General features: G+C 39.5%; 12 protein-coding genes and 1 tRNA gene. 10 read left to right on the forward strand and 3 right to left on the reverse strand.

Features of this window, described 5'->3' with window-relative positions; all coding sequences use genetic code 11:
- Window positions 1-13: 13 nt before the first annotated feature.
- Complete coding sequence (locus tag BMY66_RS00305; RefSeq protein WP_044937738.1) at window positions 14-1,045, reverse strand: 3-deoxy-7-phosphoheptulonate synthase; 1,032 nt, start codon at window positions 1,043-1,045, stop codon at window positions 14-16.
- A gap of 24 nt (window positions 1,046-1,069) precedes the next feature.
- Window positions 1,070-1,924: a shikimate dehydrogenase gene (locus tag BMY66_RS00310; protein ID WP_090393756.1), complete on the reverse strand. Its 855-nt coding sequence runs from the start codon at window positions 1,922-1,924 to the stop codon at window positions 1,070-1,072.
- A 128-nt stretch (window positions 1,925-2,052) separates the two neighbouring features.
- Between BMY66_RS00310 and BMY66_RS00315 the strand changes: the two genes are divergently transcribed.
- The 9 genes from BMY66_RS00315 to BMY66_RS00355 all read left to right on the forward strand — a co-directional run bounded on the left by BMY66_RS00315 (window position 2,053) and on the right by BMY66_RS00355 (window position 12,835).
- Window positions 2,053-2,126 (forward strand) — tRNA-Arg (locus tag BMY66_RS00315).
- Between the two features lie 35 nt (window positions 2,127-2,161).
- Window positions 2,162-3,427, forward strand: coding sequence for an SH3 domain-containing protein (locus tag BMY66_RS00320; protein WP_090393757.1), 1,266 nt, complete (start codon window positions 2,162-2,164; stop codon window positions 3,425-3,427).
- A 75-nt stretch (window positions 3,428-3,502) separates the two neighbouring features.
- On the forward strand, window positions 3,503-4,225 hold the full coding sequence (locus BMY66_RS00325) for a pseudouridine synthase (protein WP_330387035.1): 723 nt from the start codon (window positions 3,503-3,505) through the stop codon (window positions 4,223-4,225).
- 17 nt (window positions 4,226-4,242) lie between these two features.
- Complete coding sequence (ligA, locus tag BMY66_RS00330) at window positions 4,243-6,246, forward strand: NAD-dependent DNA ligase LigA (protein WP_090393759.1); 2,004 nt, start codon at window positions 4,243-4,245, stop codon at window positions 6,244-6,246.
- A 52-nt stretch (window positions 6,247-6,298) separates the two neighbouring features.
- Window positions 6,299-8,014 carry a GGDEF domain-containing protein gene (locus BMY66_RS00335; protein ID WP_090393760.1) on the forward strand — a complete coding sequence of 572 codons (1,716 nt, stop codon included), beginning with the start codon at window positions 6,299-6,301 and terminating at the stop codon, window positions 8,012-8,014.
- Window positions 8,007-9,686 (forward strand): GGDEF domain-containing protein, encoded by a 1,680-nt coding sequence (locus tag BMY66_RS00340; protein ID WP_090393761.1) that lies wholly within the window; start codon window positions 8,007-8,009, stop codon window positions 9,684-9,686. The genes BMY66_RS00335 and BMY66_RS00340 overlap by 8 nt, the downstream gene beginning before the upstream one ends.
- Window positions 9,687-9,754: 68 nt before the next feature.
- Window positions 9,755-10,678: a homoserine O-acetyltransferase MetA gene (metA, locus tag BMY66_RS00345; RefSeq protein WP_044937751.1), complete on the forward strand. Its 924-nt coding sequence runs from the start codon at window positions 9,755-9,757 to the stop codon at window positions 10,676-10,678.
- A 171-nt stretch (window positions 10,679-10,849) separates the two neighbouring features.
- Entirely contained in the window at window positions 10,850-11,377 is a 528-nt protein-coding gene (locus BMY66_RS00350; RefSeq protein WP_090393762.1) for a hypothetical protein, read from the forward strand.
- Window positions 11,378-11,929: 552 nt separating this feature from the next.
- A complete protein-coding gene (locus tag BMY66_RS00355; protein WP_090393763.1) occupies window positions 11,930-12,835 on the forward strand; it encodes an Abi family protein in 906 nt (301 codons plus the stop codon).
- Window positions 12,836-13,239: 404 nt separating this feature from the next.
- On the opposite strand, the gene BMY66_RS00360 is transcribed toward BMY66_RS00355, so the two are convergent.
- Complete coding sequence (locus BMY66_RS00360; RefSeq protein WP_090393764.1) at window positions 13,240-14,040, reverse strand: hypothetical protein; 801 nt, start codon at window positions 14,038-14,040, stop codon at window positions 13,240-13,242.
- A gap of 240 nt (window positions 14,041-14,280) precedes the next feature.
- On the opposite strand from BMY66_RS00360, the gene BMY66_RS00365 reads away from it, so the two are divergent.
- Complete coding sequence (locus BMY66_RS00365; RefSeq protein ID WP_090393765.1) at window positions 14,281-14,790, forward strand: GNAT family N-acetyltransferase; 510 nt, start codon at window positions 14,281-14,283, stop codon at window positions 14,788-14,790.
- Window positions 14,791-14,940 lie beyond the last annotated feature (150 nt).

The following is a 14,940-nucleotide window of genomic DNA, read 5'->3' on the forward strand; positions in this document are numbered from 1 at the left end:
GAGATTTTTTATTTTAGTTTCGTTCTGCAATTGTATAAAGAAGATGACGTGTGTCTTCCCAACCAAGGCATGGGTCTGTGATGGACTGGCCGTATGTCTGGTGGTCGGAGATAGGCTGGCATCCTTCGATAAGGTAGCTTTCTATCATGACACCCTTAACAAGATTCTTGATATCTTCTGAATGATTTCGATTGTGCATTACTTCCTTCACGATACGAATTTGCTCTTTGTACTGCTTGTTTGAGTTTGAGTGGTTGGCATCGATGATGCAAGCAGGATTAACAAGATCCATTTTTTCGTACATGTTGTGAAGTCTGATTAGGTCTTCGTAGTGGTAGTTTTGCACGCTGTTGCCGTGCTTTGATACGGCACCTCGCAGGATTGTGTGGGCCAAAGGATTTCCTGTGGTGGTCACTTCGTATCCTGAGAATGTGAAGTGATGTGGATGCTGGGCCGCATATACGGAATTAAGCATTACAGAGAAATCGCCAGATGTAGGATTCTTCATACCTGATGCTACGTCGAAGCCTGAAACAGTGAGACGATGATGCTGGTCCTCAACTGAGCGGGCGCCGATTGCTACGTAGGAAAGAAGATCATCAACGTATCCCCAGTTTTCAGGGTAGAGCATCTCATCAGCTGGAGTAAGCTCTGATTCTGTCATGGCACGGATGTGCATCTTTCTCATGGCGATAAGGCCGGCCACCATATCAGGAGCTTCGTTTGGATCTGGCTGGGAAGCGATTCCCTTGTAGCCACTGCCGGTGGTACGTGGCTTGTTGGTGTAGATTCTAGGAACTACCAAAACTCTGTCTTTTATATCCTCAGCAACTCGTGCAAGCTTTTCGATGTATTCGCAAACTGCGTCCTCGTTATCAGCAGAGCATGGACCAATTATGCAAAGAAAACGGTCGTCTTTTCCAGTGATGATGTCGGCCACTTCTTTGTCACGCTGCTTCTTGATTTCCTGAACCTTTGGTGGAACAGGAAGCATCTCCTTGATTTCCTCTGGAGTAGGCATTTTCTTAAGATAATTGAAACTCATTATATTCCCTCACTTCTATTGATTTTAGTCAAAACATGTCTCTTTAATTAAGTCGATTGGCATATCCTTGCCAGTCCAAAGCTTAAAGGCAGCAGCCCCTTGATATAGAAGCATGTATTTGCCGTTCATTGTCTTGCAGCCGCAGGCTTTTGCATCCTTTAAAAGTCTGGTTTCAGCAGGATGATAAATAACATCGCAAACTGTAAGGCCAGGATGTAAAAATTCCTTTGGAACAAGGGAACGGTCGTCATCGCCCATACCAACATTTGTACTATTAATAAGGATATCACTTTCTTGAAGAGAAAAATTCAGAATATCCATGTCTTCCATGTCGTAAACAAAAAGATCACAGTTGGTAGATTTTGTAAGTCGGTCTGCAAAATCTACAACCTTCTGGAAGGATCCGTTCCTTCTTTTGAAGATATTAATTTTTTCAACGCCTTCAATGGCAGCCTGTGTGATGATAGAAGATGCGGCGCCACCAGCACCGAGAATAGTGATAGTAGTACCAGCGTATTTGATTCCGCAGTCCTTCATAGATTGAAGAAAGCCTATGCCGTCTGTAGTGTAGCCCACCAATTTGCCATCCTGACAAACGCAGGTGTTTACTGATTGAGCAAGCTCGGCTGCTTCATCGATTTCATCCAGAAGTGGGATTATAGCGGTTTTTAAAGGCATTGTCAGATTGAAATTACAGCAGTTGATTTTTTTCAAACCCTCAACAGCTGTAGGCAAATCTTCCTTACTTACATCAAAGGCCATATATGAAAAATCAAGCCCTAAAGCATCAAAGGCTGTATTATGCATCGCCGGTGAGATGCTGTGTGAAACTGGACTGCCGAGTAAACAAATTAAATTAGTTGAACCTGTAGGATTCATATACAGTTACCTCCTTGTGTAAGATTTTTCATATACTTTATCACTTTTATCAACTAAAGTACATAAATTTTTGACGAAAGGTGTATTTAGTTTGTAAGTTGTGTTAAAATAAATCGGCAAGTAAATACGTAGGCGTAGCGTAGCTGGATAACGCATCGGACTCCGACTCCGAAGACCGCCGGTTCGAATCCGGCCGTCTACAGTTGTTCGGCAAACTATTTGCAGCATGGAGGGCACATGAACTTACAAGATTTAAAAACAAAACTTAAAAATATAATCGAGATTTCAAAGGATTTTATCATTAATTATAAAAGATACTTTTTAGCAGGTGGAATTTTCATCGTGATGGCGCTGGTTCTTTTCCTTGGAACAAGCAACAGCGGTGGCGATAGTAAGTCCACATCAGGAGTTTACAAGAGCTTCAAAAAGAATAACAATTCAGAGCTGACTACTCTTATCAATAACTACTACACAGCTTATGCAGAGGGCGATACAGACACAATCGCCACTCTTGCAACACCTATTAGTGATCAGGAAATCAGCTACATTGCTTTCTACAGCCAGTACATCGAGAGCTTCAACGATGTTCAGATTTACACAAAGCCAGGCCTCACAGATAATTCTTATCTTGTAACTACAGAGGTTGAGCTTAAGTATAACGATATCGATACAGCAGCTCCTGGCCTCGATTTCTTCTATGTTGAAACAAACGAAGATGGAAATCTTTACATCAACAACATTTACGGTTCATTCAACCAGAACAACAACATCTACGAGATGGATACAGAAATCTCTGATCTTATCGCTGTTTACATTCGTCAGCAGGATTTGCTTGATTTAAAGGCAGAGGTTGACGAGGCATACGAGTCAGCACTTGAAAGTGATGCAAATCTTTCAGCACTTATGTCAGATACATTGCCAGCAGCTATCATTCAGTGGAACACAGATTACACTGCTGAGGTAGAGGCAGCAGCTGAGGAAGCTGCAAAGGCTGAGGAAGAAGCGGCAGCAGCGGCAGAGGCTGAGGCACAGGCAGCAGCAGATGCCGAGGAGGAAGCAAACTCTTACACAGGCACTACAAATGCAAAGGCAAATGTTCGCTCAGCAGCAGATGCTAGCAGCGACAAGCTTGGTTCTCTTGAAAGTGGCACTGAAATCACTATCTACGGTGAAGAGGGAGACTTCTACAAGTTTGATTACAACGGAACAAAGGCATACATCACAAAGGATGCAGTTAATGTAGGTGACACTGAGGAAGAGACTACAGAAGACACAGAAGAGGAAGAGACAACTACAACAGCTGCAGCACTTACAGCTGGTGATAAAATCACACTTACATCTACAGTAAATATTCGTTCAGCAATGGATTCATCTGCATCAAAGGTTGCAGTTGCTTACGCAGGCGAAGAGGTAGAGGTAGTTATGAGCTATGCCGAGGGCTGGACAAAGGTCAAGTACGGCAAGAAGGAAGGCTACATCAGAACAGACCTTTTGCAAGAGTAATTTAGATTAACGATTAATGATTAATTTTAATGGAGACCAAGTTTTTTTGGTCTCCATTGTATTATGGAGGCATACTTGGAAGAGAGTATTAGATTAAATAAATATTTAAGCGATGCCGGAGTTTGTAGCAGGCGAGCGGCGGACAAGGCTATAGAGGAGGGGCGAGTTCTTGTAAATGGCAAGCCAGCAGAAATGGGCATGCGAATAAGCTCAGCGGATGAGGTGCTTTTTGATGGCAAGCCTGTTTCAAACGCAGATAAAAAGCCGGTGCTTATCGCATACAACAAGCCTGTTGGAATTGTTTGCACTGCGGAAAAGCGTGAAAAGAACAATATCATCGACCATATCAATTATCCAGAGCGCATTTATCCTATTGGTCGCTTGGACAAGGATAGCAATGGCCTGATTCTTCTTACAAATCAGGGGGATTTGGTTAACAAAATCATGCGTGCTGCAAATGCTCACGAAAAAGAATACATTGTCACTGTTGATAAGGATATTGATAGTGATTTTATAAAGCAAATGTCTGCTGGCGTATATTTGGATGAGCTGGAAGTGACCACCAGAAAGTGTCAGGTTGAAAAGCTTTCCAAAAGGACATTTAAAATCATTCTGACTCAGGGATTGAATCGACAGATTCGTCGCATGTGTCAGATGCTTGGCTACAGGGTTCGCAGCCTAAAGCGTGTGCGTATTATGAATATCCAGCTAAATGACCTGCAGGAGGACACCTACAGGGATGTGACTGAAGGGGAGCTGGCCACTCTCTATAAAATGCTTGAGGGCTCAAGAAACTAGGTAAAAGGGGTAGAATAATGGAACTTAATGAATACAAGAAGCTAATCGATGAAATCGATTATCACATGGATAGATACTACAATCAAAACGAGCCGGAAATCAGCGACTATGAGTACGATCAGCTGATGCAAAAGCTAAAGGCGGCAGAAGCAGAGCATCCAGAATGGGTGACACCTGATTCTCCTTCTCAGAAGATTGGTGGCGTTGCCATGCGTGAGGCAGGCGTAAAGGTTACTCACGACGTGCCAATGCTTTCTATCGAGGATGTGTTTGATAAGGCTGATGTTACTGCCTGGATTGCAAAGGTAAAGGCGGTTCATCCTGATGCTATGTTTAGTGTTGAGGCCAAAATCGATGGTCTTAGCATGACACTTCGCTATGAAAAGGATTCAAAGGGCAAGCTAAAGCTTAAGATGGGAGAGACTCGTGGTGATGGACTTATCGGCGAGGATGTTACCGCAAATGCGTTAGTTATTCCAGATGTTAATCAGTACCTTGATTTGCCATACGACAGCCTCCAGCTTCGCGGCGAGGTGTATATGTCACACGAGGATTTCGACAGATACAATGAGACTCAGGAGCTTAACGGCGGGAAGCTTGCAGCTAACCCACGTAACCTGGCTGCCGGTACACTTCGTCAGCTGGATGCCAACATCACCAAAGAACGTGGATTAAAGATGTTTGTATTCAACGTACAGCAGGGCCCAGAGGAGCTTACAAAGAGCCACTGCGACGGCATGGATATGCTTGAAAAGGCAGGGGTTGCCACTGTATTCCACAAGAAGTGCGAAACAGCTGAGGAGGTCCTTGCAGTTATCGATGAAATCGGTGATTTAAGAGGACAGTTCCCATTTGATATTGATGGCGCAGTTGTAAAGATTGATCAGGTTTCTTACCGCAACGATTTCTCTACCAGCGCTAAATACACAAACGGCCACATCGCCTACAAGTACCCACCAGAGGAAAAGGAGACAAAGCTTCTTGATGTGGAGCTTTCTGTTGGTAGAACAGGCCGTGTTAATCCTACAGCTATCTTTGAACCAATTCGTTTATGCGGTACTACAGTTAGCCGTGCCACACTTCACAATCAGGACTTTATCGATGATTTGGATATCGGTATCGGAGATACGATAGTAGTTTACAAATCTGGTGAAATCATTCCAAAGATCAAAGAGGTGGTTCACGCAAAGCGTCCAGAAGGCACAGTCACATACAAGATTCCAAATGTGTGCCCTGTATGTGGTGGCCCTGTTTCCAGGGATGCGGACACAGCAGATATGAAGTGCCTGAACCCAAGCTGTCCAGCACAGTTGGTTCGTCACATCATCAATTTCGTATCAAGAGATGCCATGGATATTAAGGGCTTCGGCGAGGTTTATATTGAGGACCTTGTGAGCCAAGAATATATAAAGGATATTGCGGATGTATTTGCTCTCAAGGACAAGAGAGATGAGCTTATTGAAAAGGGAATCATCGGCAAGGAAAAGAACACAGACAAGCTTCTTGGAGCGATTGAGGCTGCAAAGCAAAACGATGCCTACAGATTGTTTACAGGCTTTGGTATTCCGAATGTTGGAAAGGCAGCTGCAAAGGCTCTTCTTTCCCAGTTTAAGGACATTGAAAAGATTATGAGCCTTACTGTAGAGGAGCTTATCCAGGTCAACGATATCGGCGAAATTAGCGCCAATTCCATCTATGATTATCTTCACGACGAGGTGAATATCGATATTATCAATCGTCTGAAGGCAGCTGGCGTAAACATGGTAGAAGAGGAAAAGGAAGGTGCAAGTGATAAGTTTGCAGGACTTACATTTGTTATAACCGGTACTTTGCCTACTATGGGTAGAAAAGAAGCTCAGGAGCTTATCGAGCTCAACGGCGGTAAGTGCTCTGGTTCTGTTTCTAAAAAGACTAATTATGTATTGGCAGGCGAGGCCGCAGGCAGCAAGCTTGATAAAGCCAATGCTTTGGGGGTAAATGTTATAAGTGAGGAAGAATTACTTTCCATGTTAAATAGTTAAATGGTAACCATTTTTCTATAAATTAAACACATATGGATATTATAATGTGTGTATGTTTGATTTATCCCGTATTAATGATTTGAAAAAATACCTGGTGCTTCCACTGCTAATAGCATTCGTAACAGTAGTGCTTTTAGTATTTGGAAGCTCTAGATTCACAGTGAATTCAGAATCCAAGATCAGTCCTATCGATGAAGGCTGGTCTGTTTTTCGTGGGGTTGAAGTTCAGCGTGATATAAACTTAGGCGATTACTTTATAGGCGAAAGCAAGCGAGGAGAGACTATTATCACTGAAAATGAAATTTCAGTGGAGAAACAAGGCGCAACCCTTATGTTTCTCAGCAAGCTCAACACAGTGGATGTGTATTTGGATGACGATCTGATTTATACATACGGCAGAGAGTATTTGAAAACAGGAAGCTTTGTGCCAAAGAAATATAATATTGTGACTCTTAATACAAGGCCAGGAGTTCATAAGCTTATTATGGTGTATACCTTTACAGAGAACAATTCTATAAGAAGGTTTATGCCTGTTTTTTACGGCCAAAAGAGCGATTTAATAAAAACATTTTACAGTCACCACAGAATATCTATTTTCATTGGGGCCTTTCTTGTGATGTATTCCTGCATTATTTTTGCATTGTGGGTTTATTTGTTGCTCACAAGATTTAATGATATTGAAATTCTGGTGGGAGCAATTTTTGCAAATCTGCTAGGAGTATATATATTTGCCAGAAATGACATCTTTTGTTTCATAGGCAATCGAGAGATGTTCTTCTCAATGGTAGAGTATACTTCTTTCTACTTGATTCCATTGGGATTCAGTATGCTAATCTATTCTATTCATAGTAATAATATTCAAAATAAGATACGTGTAATTGCTGCTGTTAATATAATTTTCCCTATTGTTATATGGATTTTGCACATTTTTAACATTGTACATGTAAACCATTTTTTAAATGCTGTGGGTGTACTTGATATTATCGAAATGTTTATAATTCTGCCATCTCTTATTAAAAACCTGGTAGTTTACAGAAGAGAACATGCGGATAGTGATGTAATCGTAGGAATGGACGCTGAAATATACCTGTTTATCGGTTTCATAATAATGATGGTAATGTCACTTCTAGAAATTGGAACCAAGCCTAGCGTTAAGGCTAATGAAAGTGTGAATATTTCCCATACAGGACTATTTACTACTATTAATTTCCTTGAGCTTGGCATGCTGTTTTTCATCATGTGTCACTTTATTTACTACTTCATGAACAGCGTTAATCACATCAGTGCAAATCGCATCAAGGAACAATTGGAAGGTTTGGCCTATACAGATGCTTTGACAGAGCTTAAAAACAGAGCGGCTCTCAGCCAGTTCTTTGGGTCACTAAGAGGAAACTTTGGAATTGTCAGTATCGATTTGGACCGACTAAAGTACGTTAATGATAATATGGGCCATGTGGCTGGTGATAGGATGCTTGTCATATTTGCTCATATTTTGAAAAAGGCATTTGGACCTGCTGATATTATTGCAAGAACAGGTGGAGATGAATTCATCGTAGTTTTTCAGAATTCAAATGAGCTGCTTTGCAAGAAATGCGTTGATGAAATGTCCAAGGAAATGGCCAAGTATAATGAAATGAATGACGAATTCACGCTTTCAGCATCAGTAGGCTTTGCTTTTAATCATGAGGTTAAGGGCGGCAGATATCAGGATGTATTTTATCTTGCTGACCAGCGCATGTATAAGATGAAGGAGGCTCACCATGGGTAAAAAGATTTTATGTCTAAGCATAGCCATGGCAACATTTTTGATGTTGATGACGGTGGGCCATTTCTTCTTGAAGCCTCATAATTACGACAGCGTTGTTGTGTTAGATGAGGGGTGGAGAGTTTACTACAATGACACCGTATATGAAAATGTGGCATTGTCAGATTTAAGAAAAATACTTGGTGACGGGGCCCACGAAGGGGATGTGATACATATGGTGCATCCTGGCGTGGAAGTGAACAAATTTGTGACACCTACCATTATGTTTGAGTCCCGATTTAGCGCGTGGATTTTGTACTGTAGTACAAAAGAAGTACAAAGTGGATTCCTGGATTCATATAAGGCTGGAAAGTTTATAGGATGTGAGAATAATTTCGTAAATCTTCCAAACACAGATAGGCCAGTGGATATTTGTATTTCACTTATTGTGACAGAGGATGGTGCCTACAATTACTTTGAAGCGCCAGCGTTGGCTGGTTATTATACATTGCTTTTATATAGCATTCATAATAATATGTTTATTTTTTTGTCGGCGGCATTTCTTGTCATATTTGGACTTATGTTTTTTGCTGTAGGTTTGGGATTCAGAAGTGATATGCCTGAGATAAACATGCAGATGTATTCATCACTTGTGTTTATTGCCCTGGGAATATGGCTTTTGACTCAGTTCAGACTTTTAGATTTGTTTGTGGAGACAAATGGTCATCAGACAGAGATAGAATACATTTCTTTGTACATGATTGTACCGCTGATGTATTTGGTAATGGGGTCTATGAGAAATTATCTTCATAAGACTTTGTTCCAGTTCTTCCTAACAATCGGAGCAATCATTCCTTTGGTTTTGATAGGATTGCATTTTGCAGGTATTGCTCATATTAATCATTATCTGTTTATTTATCAGATAGACGCCATGGTCCTGATTGTATTCATGTTTGTAATGATTCTAGTTAAGGATGCAGGCTCAAATCTGATAACACAGCCACAGTACATACAGATTATGGGACAGGCTATGCTGGCCATATCCTTTATCTTTAATATTTTCTTCTACTACATGGAAGTGCTGGGATATTCAAAGCAGATAATGCTTTCGAAAAAGGCTGTGCCTCTCGGGGCAATCAGCATGGTATTTGCAACTCTGGTGAACTACAATATCTTCATTTCAGAGTCAATCGCTAGAAAGAAAGAGTACGAATCTCTGGCGCATTTGGCATATGCAGATGAGCTTACAGGCATAGCAAATAGATCAAAGTATGAGAAGTACATTAAATCTTTATCAGAAAAAGAGGATGATTATTGTATCGTCAGCATAGATTTAAATGGTCTGAAGGAAGTAAACGACAATCAGGGACATTTGATGGGGGACAAGTACCTATTCGAATTTGGCGGTGAGCTGGAAAATTGCTTTGGCAAAGAAGGCTTCATCGCCAGAATAGGTGGAGATGAGTTTGTGGTAATCCTTACCGGAGAGAGTATGTCGCAGGTGGATTATCTGATAGATAGAATGAAGCATGCACTTGCAACGCTCAACGAAAAGGACCCAATCATCAATCGAAGTGCAGCTATCGGATATGCGTATCGCCACGAATGCGAGGGCAAGGATGCCAATTCGGTATATCTGCTTGCAGATGAAAGAATGTACAAGAATAAACAATTGATGCATGGCGCAAGAAGGTAGGTTGTGTTATTATTAGAAATTATAAATTGAGAAGGATTTTTTAATAATAACAGAGGAGAATAATAGGTATGCCAATCAGAACACAAAACGATCTACCTGCAAAGGCAATACTTGAGCATGAGAATATTTTCGTCATGGACGAAAATCGTTCTACACACCAGGACATCAGACCTATCAGTATTGGGATTCTTAATCTGATGCCATTAAAAGAAGCCACAGAGCTTCAGTTGTTACGTTCTCTTTCAAATACACCTTTGCAGGTGGATGTGACTTTCCTGACTGTGGGAAGCCACGAAAGCAAGAACACGAGCAAGACTCATCTGAACAACTTCTATGAAAAGATAGAAGATGTCTATGACAGATATTTCGATGGACTTATCATCACAGGTGCACCACTTGAGCAGATGCCTTTTGAAGAGGTGGAATACTGGGATGAGATGTGCAAAATCTTTGAGTGGACAAAGACACATGTGACTTCCACACTGCATCTGTGCTGGGGATGCCAGGCGGGGCTTTACTACAGATACGGTATCGATAAATACGATTTGGATGAAAAGAAATTTGGCGTGTTCCCACACCGAGTTTTGAATCGCAAGATACCACTTGTGCGTGGCTTTGACGATGTTTTCTATGCACCACACAGCCGCCACACTGGCGTGCGCACCGAGGATATCGAAGCCTGCGAGGATTTGGTAGTGTGTGCAAAGGGAGAGGAAGCCGGAGTATTCCTGTGCATGTCTAAGGACGGCAGCAACATCTTCGTGATGGGCCACCCTGAGTACGACCGCTACACACTGGACAGCGAATACAAGCGCGACTTAGGCAAAGGCCTTGAAATCGCCATGCCTGAGAACTACTACCCAGACGACGACCCAGAGCAGAAGCCACTGCTTCAGTGGCGAAGCCACGGGAATATCTTGTATTCGAACTGGCTCAACTACTATGTGTACCAGAACACACCTTATGAGTGGAATAAGATTAGTGAAAAATAAAGATTGAGTTGATTTAAGTGCTGGTGCCTTTTGGCGTCGGCACTTTTGTTTTATCACAAGAAGCCAGTCAGCCCGCTATCTTTCGTTGGGTTGTGATAAAAAATGCTAAATAATGCACGATTAGGTTCGTAATTGCGGTATAATTAATCTGCTTTAAGAGAGGGACATTATATGATTGAAGATTTATTTTTAGAGATTAAGAAACTAAATATTACGGACTATCAATCTCTGTTATTTAATATTTATGAGGATGAAGCTAGCTATACTATTGAAGCTAGTTTTGACGATGACGAATTTGTTATTGGTCGAGATAATCCTTATGAAATATGCAGTGCCGACATGGGCTGGAAAGATGTAGAAAAAGAGGTTGGCATAAAGCTTAAAGAGTTAATAAAAGCTGATAGTAAGTTCTTTAAGCCATTAAAAGAGATTACTTTTGGATTTGTTGATGGTGATCTTCACTATATAAAGAAGAGCCGAAAGAAAAAGCAGCAAGTTGTTTTTACAGCAGATGATTTTTTAGATTTTGATCCAGTAAGACTTAATGCGTGGCTTACTGTATATCTTACAGAAGAAGCAGAAGAAATATATGGTACAAAAAGATTTATGACAGATTTCTCAGAATTAACAGATGAAGAAAATCTTTATTGGAGGAAAATTCTAGCGGAGAATTTCGATTACAAAAAATATAATAGCTAACCAAGCCTACTAGGCCAGTACCCTGGGGACGCCCAGTACTGGTCTATTATTATGTCCAAAATCAGGCGTAAGATTTTTGGCATGAGAGGAACTAGAAACAATATTTTAGGAAAGGAAAATCCGGAGGCTGACTGCATCCGGATGAAGGTACGAGGATGATGGTGAGAGTTCGGACAAGGTACACAAATGGATTTTATTACTGAGGGAACAAGGGTGTTAAGTGAGGTCGTCATGTAGTTTCTGGAGGTATAAAACTTGTTGAGGTTTATGTTTGTGAATGACAGCCGTGAAGCTAAGCATTATGGAATGAAGTATGTTTATGGTTAAGTGCTAATATAATTGACACAAATTGAGGTGCAGATGTGGTAAGATATTGTTGTGTAGAAATGACTTAAATTAGTGCTTACTATGTACTTTTTAAAGCACTTTATATGTACTTGAAAATGAGAATATATTTGTTATAATTATGTTAACAGAGTTGCCAGGTGCGAATAACACTTGGGACCAAGCCGAGCGTTGAGCTTGGCTTTTTTACTTTTAGGAGAGAGTGTTATGGATTTGAAGAAACCATATTCTATTGATGAACAACTTCAAAAATTTCAGGAACATGGTGTGATTGTAGAAGATGATACATTTGCAAGAAATGTTCTTCAAAGAATTAGTTATTATAGATTGACTGGTTATACATTACAATATCGTATTAATGCCAATAGTAGTGAACTAAAACCAGGAATAAAGTTCGAAGACATATATAATATTTATCAGTTTGATGAAGAAGTTCGTTGTTTGATGCGTCTATATATTGAAAAGGCAGAATTCTTTTATAAGAATTTAATCGGTAATGGATTTGCAGATATAAAATGTGTTAAGCCACCATATAATCAACATTATGACGTGAATAATTACTTTGATAAAGATGGTATAGCTAAAACACTTCAAAATTTTTCAAAAGAAAAAATGTATTATAGGGATAGCGCGATTGTAAAACACCATCAGAAGAAATATCAGGATAAAATGCCTATATGGGTTATGATGGAATTAATGACTTGTTCAAGTGTTTCAATGTTTTATCATGCTTTATATATTTCAGATAAGGAAAAGATTGCAGATAAGATTGGAATAAGTGCTGCAACTTTGGAAAATCATCTTCATGCATTATCTGTTCTTAGAAATAAATGCTCACATGGTGTTAGATTATATAATTCAGTATTTAATCCGCCTATAAGATTTAACAAGAGCTTTTTGCGCGCACACCCAGAGGTTAAAAATAATACATTGTTTGCATATATATTAATGCTGATTAAACGTTTGCCCACGGACGAAGATAGAAAGCAATTTAGAGATAAACTTAATCGCATAATAAAGAAATATGGTAATTCAATAGATATGGAATTGATTGGATTTCCAAAAAACTATCGTGAAATGCTATATATTAGAAATATAAAGAGCATTGATTAATTGGTGTCAAACCATAAAAAGTTGCACTATAAAAATGGTGTCAAAATGGTGTCAAAACAAAATGGAGTGCCTGAAACGTTGATTTTACGGGCTTTTTAAAAGGCACGGCAGTGTTATTACGTTTACCAGAATACCCCTTATGAGTGGAATAAGATTAGTGAGAAATAAAGATGGAGTTGATTTAAGTGCCGCGGCCTTTTGGTCTTGGCACTTTTTTCTTTGAAGGTATAATCTTGGGCTGATATGGGAGGTAGTTATACCCTTTTATTATTTATGAGGGACTAATATGAAGTCAAAAAGGTATAACCGGCTTAGGAATTTATGGAGGGTTATACCTTATAGTGGGCAATGAGACATTGTATTGAAGTCAAAAAGGTATAACTAGAGTGGGAATTTATGTGAGGTTATACCTTTTTGTCCAGCAGGTAAGCTTCAATGGTTCTTTTAATAATATCTTCGGTAAGTGGTGAATTAATAGTTTCAAAGGTACATATCAGATTATGGCCTGGAACATAGCCTTGATTGATATAACTATTAAGTTTGTTCATTGCATTGAATCGATATTCAGTATTGTCCATCATTCCAAAGTGTTCCCAGATTAATTCAATGTCTTCAGAAGCTTTATATATAGTAAAATCTGGGAAATATATAGTTCCATTAATCTCGAGCCCACATTCATATTTAAATGGAATACTATAATCTGATAATCCACGAACTATAAGCGTTTCTGATTTAGATCTTACGGTAATTCCAGCAGATGTTTTAAATCGAAGTGTTTCCTGGTGTTTGTCATTATGTATATAAGGTTGAGATAGCCATTTCTGTTGTTTTATGTAATTGGGATTTAGCAAGGCCTGAAGAAGATTACTATAGCCTGGAATGTTATAGAGTAGATCTGTTGAAGAGATTTTTGGAGTTCTATCTAATTTTAGTTTAATTGATGCTATCTCATTTTCAATTTCTTTTTTGCGAACCTTGTTATATCGCTTCTTGGCAAGGGCAGTTGCTAATGCAATCTTTTCTTTTTTGATGTAGGTTCTTTTTACAGTTCCATGGTTCTTTTCTATTTGAAAATATTTGAAACCATTTGAAGTTTTAACCGCATTAAGTGACCCATTAGGGGCTTTTGAAAGTTCCTTGGTAATTTTAGCTAGCTCAGATTTTAAATCGTCAATTCTTTGCTCTTGTGATGAAGTTTTGTTCATTAATATCCTTTCTAAATTAATAGTAAAATCAGGGAGTTATCACTCGAATGAGCATTTGAAAAACAACAAAAATATATAACAAGATTTATGCTTAATCAAGAACCAAATTATGATATATGTAGATTATTATAGTTACTTTACATATTGCTGCAGAGGTCTCATCGCAGGCTGCAAATGCCCCATCATTGTTTATTTCATAAATATTTAATAAAATAAATTCAGGAGGATGGAGGGTAGATAATGATGATACTGAGAGATTTTAAAAAAGAAGATGCTCAGATAATAACCGGCTGGCTCAGATCGGAGGAGGAATTATACAAATGGTCTGCTGACAGATTTAATAAGTATCCGCTTTCAGGCGAAGATATTAATGATAATTATGCTTCTCAACTTGAAACGGGGAGATTCATTCCTCTCACTGCAGTGGATGATAATGAGGATATTATTGGACATTTCATCATAAGGTATCCGAGAGATGACGATGACAGTTCTGTTCGATTTGGTTTTGTAATTGTGAGTCCTGAGTTTCGGGGAAAGGGATACGGAAAAGAGCTGCTCAAGCTTGGAATAGAGTATGTAAAGGAAAATATGTGCGCCACAAGAATTGACCTGGGCGTATTCGAGAATAATGAGAGCGCAAGGCATTGTTATGAAGCGACAGGGTTTACGGAGTATGCAAGAAGAGAGTGCAAGATGCCAATCGGCATCTGGAATTGTGTGGATATGGAGTTGTTTATAAAAAGGACGTGAGATGGGAAAATGCATGAATACTGAGATTGTGGGGACCGTGCCCCCACAATCTGATAGTACCACCGCAAAAAGTGAACTCAGTGAGTACACAATCTATAATTTTTATTGCAAAGTAAAATTGTATGTGCAATAATGTCCCTAGAACTTATA

This window comes from Pseudobutyrivibrio sp. C4, from assembly GCF_900111635.1.
GTDB classification, from domain to species: Bacteria; Bacillota; Clostridia; order Lachnospirales; family Lachnospiraceae; genus Pseudobutyrivibrio; species Pseudobutyrivibrio ruminis.